The following is a 5,039-nucleotide window of genomic DNA, read 5'->3' as shown; positions in this document are numbered from 1 at the left end:
GCGCAGCATAGAGCTCGCGGGTGGTCGCCACCAAGAAACGGGAACCCACCATGTCGTCCAAACGCACTCCGTCGGCGAGGATCGGCTGCGTTGCCAGCCGGCCGGCGCGTTCGTCGGTGCCGCCTTCGTGCAGGCCTGGTCCCAGGGGCGGCGAAACAGGTGCCGATGCCGCTGGGTTCGCCCGGATGAAGGCATCGCGTTTCTTGGCGACCTCGGCCTCGGTGGTCTGCAGGAAGCCGGCGGCATTGGCAGCCTGCTCCACCCAGAACCGTGCGTGCGGCAGGCGCTCGGACTCATAGGTGTCGAGAAGGCTGTCATCGGCGGCACCACGCTTGACGGCGTCGAGCTTCCACACCAGGTTGGCCACATCGCGCATTCCGGCGCACAAACCCTGCCCAAAGAGCGGGGGCGCCTGGTGCGCGGCATCGCCTGCCAGGAAGATGTTGCCGGCACGCCACTGTTGGGAAATGCGTCCCCGAAAGGTGTAGGTCGCCAGCCGGTCCGCGGTGAACTTGTCCGCCGGCAGCACACCGTGGCTGAGGCGTTCGAGGCCAGCCGGGGTTGTGATTTCCTCGGGGTTATCCCCGGGCATCAGCATGAATTCCATGCGCACGCGCTTGCCGGGGAGCCGGATCCACAGGGCAGGCCGCGAGTGGTGGCCCAGGAATATCATGTCGGAAGACAGGCCCGGGCTGCCTTCAAGGATACCGTCAGCGACCAGCCACTGCGCATCCTCGCCGATTTTTTCGGTCTCGATGTTCAGCGCCTTGCGGCTCTGTGAGCGGGCTCCGTCCGCCGCGATGGCCCAACGGGCGCGGATGAGGGATTCCTCGCCGTCCGCGTTTTGCACCGCGACTTCGACACCCTCTTCGGCGTTGCGTACCGAGAGCACTGTCATGCCGCGGCGCAGTTCGACACTTGGAAGATCCTCGACAACCTCCTGCAGCAGGACCTCGATGTCAGGCTGGTGGAAAGTGAGGTCGTCGTGCCAACCTTGGTTACCGAGTTGGCCGGTTGGAACGGAAACCAGGACCTCGCGCGCCTCGTTCTCGATGTGCATCGAGGCCATCGGCAGTGTGGCCTTGGCGAAACGTTCGGCCACCCCCAGCGACTGGAGGATGCGGAAAGTTTCGCCGTCGAAGTGCACGGCACGTGCGGTGGGCCAAGCCTGGACCTCGCGTTCCACGCCGACGGCGCTGAGGCCGGCACGGCCGAGCAGTGCCAGCGCCGTTACCCCCACGGGCCCTCCCCCGACCACCACCACGTCAACGTTGACGATGTGAGTCATGTMGCTCCTTTGAGTTCAGTACGTATCGTTTCGTATAAAAGTAACATCCGTCACGTCGCTGCACAAGCGTCTGCGACGGCTTGAGTGTAAGTAGGGCCCTCAACTCAGGCCTTCCAAACCGTCTTGAGGTTGCAGAACTCCCGGATACCGTCGGCGGCGAGCTCACGACCGAAACCGGAGCGTTTGATCCCACCGAAGGGCAGCTCCGGGTAAGAGACGGTCATGCCGTTGATGAACACCGCGCCTGCGTCGAGGCTGGCCGTGAACCAGGCCTCCTCTTCGACGTCATTAGTCCAGATCGAGCTGGAAAGCCCGAAGCTGGTCTGGTTGGCGATGCGCAGGGCGTCTTCCCGATCAGAGGCGCGGTACAGGGACGCGACGGGGCCGAAGGTCTCTTCCTTAACGATCCGCATTTCTTCGGTCAGGCCGGCCAAGACTGTGGGGACGTAGAAGAAGCCGGGACCGTCAGGAATCGTTCCCCCGGTCAGCACCTGCGCCCCCAGTGCGCGGGCGTCCTCAACGAGCTCGGCCAGCTCGTCTCGTCCGGACGCGGTGGCCAGCGGTCCCACCTGGGTTGCGGGATCCAGCGGATCACCAACGACAAGCTCCGACATCAGCTTCGCAAATTCGGCGGCGAAGGAATCATAAACGTCGGTGTGCACGATGAAGCGCTTGCCAGCGATGCAGGACTGGCCGTTGTTGCTGATTCGCGCACGGACGGCCGTCGCGGCAGCAGCGGCGACATCCGAGGAGGGCATCACAATGAACGGGTCAGAGCCGCCCAGTTCCAGCACCGATTTCTTCACGTGGTCAGCAGCGATGGAAGCCACCGAGCGTCCCGCCGGCTCGGAACCCGTCAGCGTTACCGCCTTGACGCGCGGGTCGGCCAGGACGGCCCCCACCTCGGACCCGCCGATCAGCAGGGTGCGGAAGGAACCTATGGGGAATCCCGCCCGCTCAAAGAGGGTGTCAAGGAAAAGCGCGGCCTGGGGCACATTCGAGGCATGCTTGAGCAGCCCGGAGTTGCCCGCCATCAGCGCCGGGGCGGCAAAGCGGATGACCTGCCACAGCGGGTAGTTCCAGGGCATGACGGCCAGCACGGTCCCCAGCGGTTCATAGCGGGTCCACGCCCGGCTGGCACCGACCGAAGACGGGTCCGCCAGCGCCGCATCGGCCAGGAATTCCTCGGAATGCGCCGCATAGAAGCGCATGGCCTTGACGCACTTGTGCACCTCAGCGATCGACTGCGCAATCGGCTTGCCCATCTCGACGGTGATCAATTCGCCCAGACCCTCCGCCTGATCCTCCAAACTGTCCGCCGCGGCCAGCATCCACTGCGCTCGCTTGGCGAAGGTTGTGCCCCGCAGCAGGCGCGCCGCTTCTGCGGCTTCCGCGATGCGCTCCTGGACCTCCTGGGCCGTATGCGGCTCGATGATCATTTCGGTCGAACCGGTGGTCGGGTTGACGGTTGCGATTGCCATGGGGGGATCCTTTTCCTTGAGACGTGTTCTCGATCACGACTATATAGGATACGATTCGTATCGGATACTATTTTAGGTCTACACAATAGATCCACCCCCGCCAGCAGCCCGGGGACCGGCTGCCCGACATCCAAGGAGTGCCCCGTGAGCACCAATGGCGAGTTGCCGACCAGACTTCCGCTTTTTCTCACCGACGCCGACGTTGCCAGCCTTTCGGACTGGGCCGGGGCGATCGAAGCCATCCGCGCCGCCTACAAGGCCCCCGGCGACGAGGCCGGAACCCCCGGGCGGATCTTCGCCCAGACACCGCGGGAATGGTTGYGGATCATGCCCTCGGTGCCACCCAGCGGCCAGTTGTTCGGCGCTAAGTCAATCGCCGGGTCCTTCGCTGACGGCCTGCGCGTCAGCTACCTGATTTCCCTCTTCGACAAGGACACCGCTGATTTAGTGGCCCTAGTTGACGGGAATCGCGTCACCGGCCTGCGCACCGCCGCGACCACCGCTGTGGGCACCTCCACGATCGTGCCGCAACGGCCGCTGACCGTGGGCGTTATCGGTTCCGGCTTTGAGGCCCGTTCCCACCTGGCTGCCTTTTCCCACCTGCTGGAGTTCGCTGAGATCCGGGTGTTCAGTCCGACCCCCGCCAACCGCGAGGCCTTTGCGGCCGAGTTCGACGGCGCGTTCGGGGCGCCGGCAAGGGCCGTCGGCTCCGCCCGTGAGGCCGCCGACGGCGCGGATCTCATCCTGTGCGCGGCACGCTCCCGCGATGAGTCCCCGACGTTGCAGGCTGACTGGGTCGGAGAGGACACCGCTGTGGTATCGATCGGTTCCACGACGGCGGCCCAGCGTGAGCTGCCCGCTGAACTGATCGCCCGCGCCGCGGTGGTTGTGGTGGATTCCCGTGACGAGGTCGTCAACGACAGCGGGGACATGATCGCGGCCCGCGCGTCTGGCGTCGATGTCGATTCGATCGTTGTCACTCTCAATGCCGTCCTGTCCGGTGAAACCGAGATCGATTCCGCGCACGGGATCAGGATCTATAAGTCGACAGGTTCGGGTCTGCAGGACATCGTGGTGGCCGAGATGCTCGTGGACCGCGCCCGCGCCGAGGGCATCGGTACCGTCCTCCCGGTCGGCATTGTCACCAGCCGCAAATAACACCTCACAGAAATGAAGGAGAACACCATGGTGGAATACACCAAATCCGAGGCCCGCTCCTGGGCCAAGGAGAACTTCACCGGCACCGTCGCGGTGACGCACCCATCTTTCACCCCTGACTTCTCGGGCATCAACGAGAACGCGATCCGCCATGACGTCCTCCTGCTCAAAGAGCGCGGCTACGCCGGTTCGCTGATCGTCGCCGAAGCGAATGTCGCCCCGGAAGAGAACGCCCGGATCACGGCCGTCGCCCGCGAAGCGGCCGGCCCTGATTTCGCTCTCTTCTTCCACGCCGTCTTCGGCACTCTGGAAGAGAACATTCACGCAGCAAACCTCGCCACCAAGGCCGGCGCCGACCGCGCCCTGCTGGCCTACCCCTCATCGTTCTGGCCGACCTCTTACGACGAGGTCTTCAATTACACCAAGCGTTTCACCGACGAAACTGATCTGGCCACCATGCTGTTCCCGCTGCCTGCCTGGGGCTTCGAGCGCATCCATCCCGCCGGCATGAGCGTGGAGTTCGTGCGCCGCGTCCTCGACGCGATGCCGAGCATCGTCGCCATCAAGGCGGAACAGGGCTACCCTGGCATCCCCGGCGTCATGGAGATGTACCACCACTTCCGCGACGAAGTGGTGATCTCCTGCCCCATAGAGGCCGAGATCATCCCCCTCATGTCAGTCTTGGACGTCCAGTTCTCCGGCACCGCCAACACGAACTGGATGGGCGATTACTACCCCAAGGCCTTCGAGCTGGCGCGCACCGGTAAGTGGGAAGAGGCGATGAAGCGATATTGGGAGGTCCAGCCGGCCCGGGCTGCCAATATGGCTGTATCGTCCACTTCCACTCCGGGCACCAGCTCCATCAACCGCACCCAGTGGAAGTACCAGGAGTGGCTTTCCGGCTTCAACGGCGGCGCCCTGCGGCCGCCGGCAGTCAGGCTTCCGGACCGTTTCATGAAGCAGCTGCGCGCAAGCTTGGAAGCCTCGGGACTGCCCGTCACCGACTCCCCTGACTCCGAGTTCCTGCGCGGTCGCGTCAGCGCCTAAGGCTCAGCTTTAATCGCCGGAGGGCCGGCCACTAAGAAAGTGGCTGGCCCTCCGGCGTGTCACGC

Annotated in this window: 4 protein-coding genes; 2 read left to right on the top strand and 2 right to left on the bottom strand. The window is 64.6% G+C overall.

Annotated features, from left to right (window positions below; genetic code table 11):
* Together AB4Y86_RS11945 and AB4Y86_RS11940 are read right to left on the bottom strand one after the other, a co-directional pair.
* On the bottom strand, nt 1–1,288 hold a 1,288-nt coding region (locus tag AB4Y86_RS11945), incomplete at its 3' end, for a bifunctional 3-(3-hydroxy-phenyl)propionate/3-hydroxycinnamic acid hydroxylase (protein ID WP_441402444.1).
* Between the two features lie 104 nt (nt 1,289–1,392).
* Nucleotides 1,393–2,769, bottom strand: coding sequence for an aldehyde dehydrogenase family protein (locus AB4Y86_RS11940; protein ID WP_441402443.1), 1,377 nt, complete (start codon nt 2,767–2,769; stop codon nt 1,393–1,395).
* Nucleotides 2,770–2,913: 144 nt separating this feature from the next.
* On the opposite strand from AB4Y86_RS11940, the gene AB4Y86_RS11935 reads away from it, so the two are divergent.
* Both AB4Y86_RS11935 and AB4Y86_RS11930 read left to right on the top strand, forming a co-directional pair.
* Entirely contained in the window at nt 2,914–3,927 is a 1,014-nt protein-coding gene (locus AB4Y86_RS11935) for an ornithine cyclodeaminase family protein (protein ID WP_441402442.1), read from the top strand.
* Between the two features lie 27 nt (nt 3,928–3,954).
* A complete protein-coding gene (locus AB4Y86_RS11930) occupies nt 3,955–4,974 on the top strand; it encodes a dihydrodipicolinate synthase family protein (RefSeq protein ID WP_441402441.1) in 1,020 nt (339 codons plus the stop codon).
* The last annotated feature ends 65 nt before the right edge of the window (nt 4,975–5,039 follow it).

This window comes from Arthrobacter sp. 2YAF22_2 (genome assembly GCF_052114645.1).
In the GTDB taxonomy this organism is placed as follows: domain Bacteria; phylum Actinomycetota; class Actinomycetes; order Actinomycetales; family Micrococcaceae; genus Arthrobacter.
This window is presented reverse-complemented; position numbering and strand designations above follow the sequence as displayed.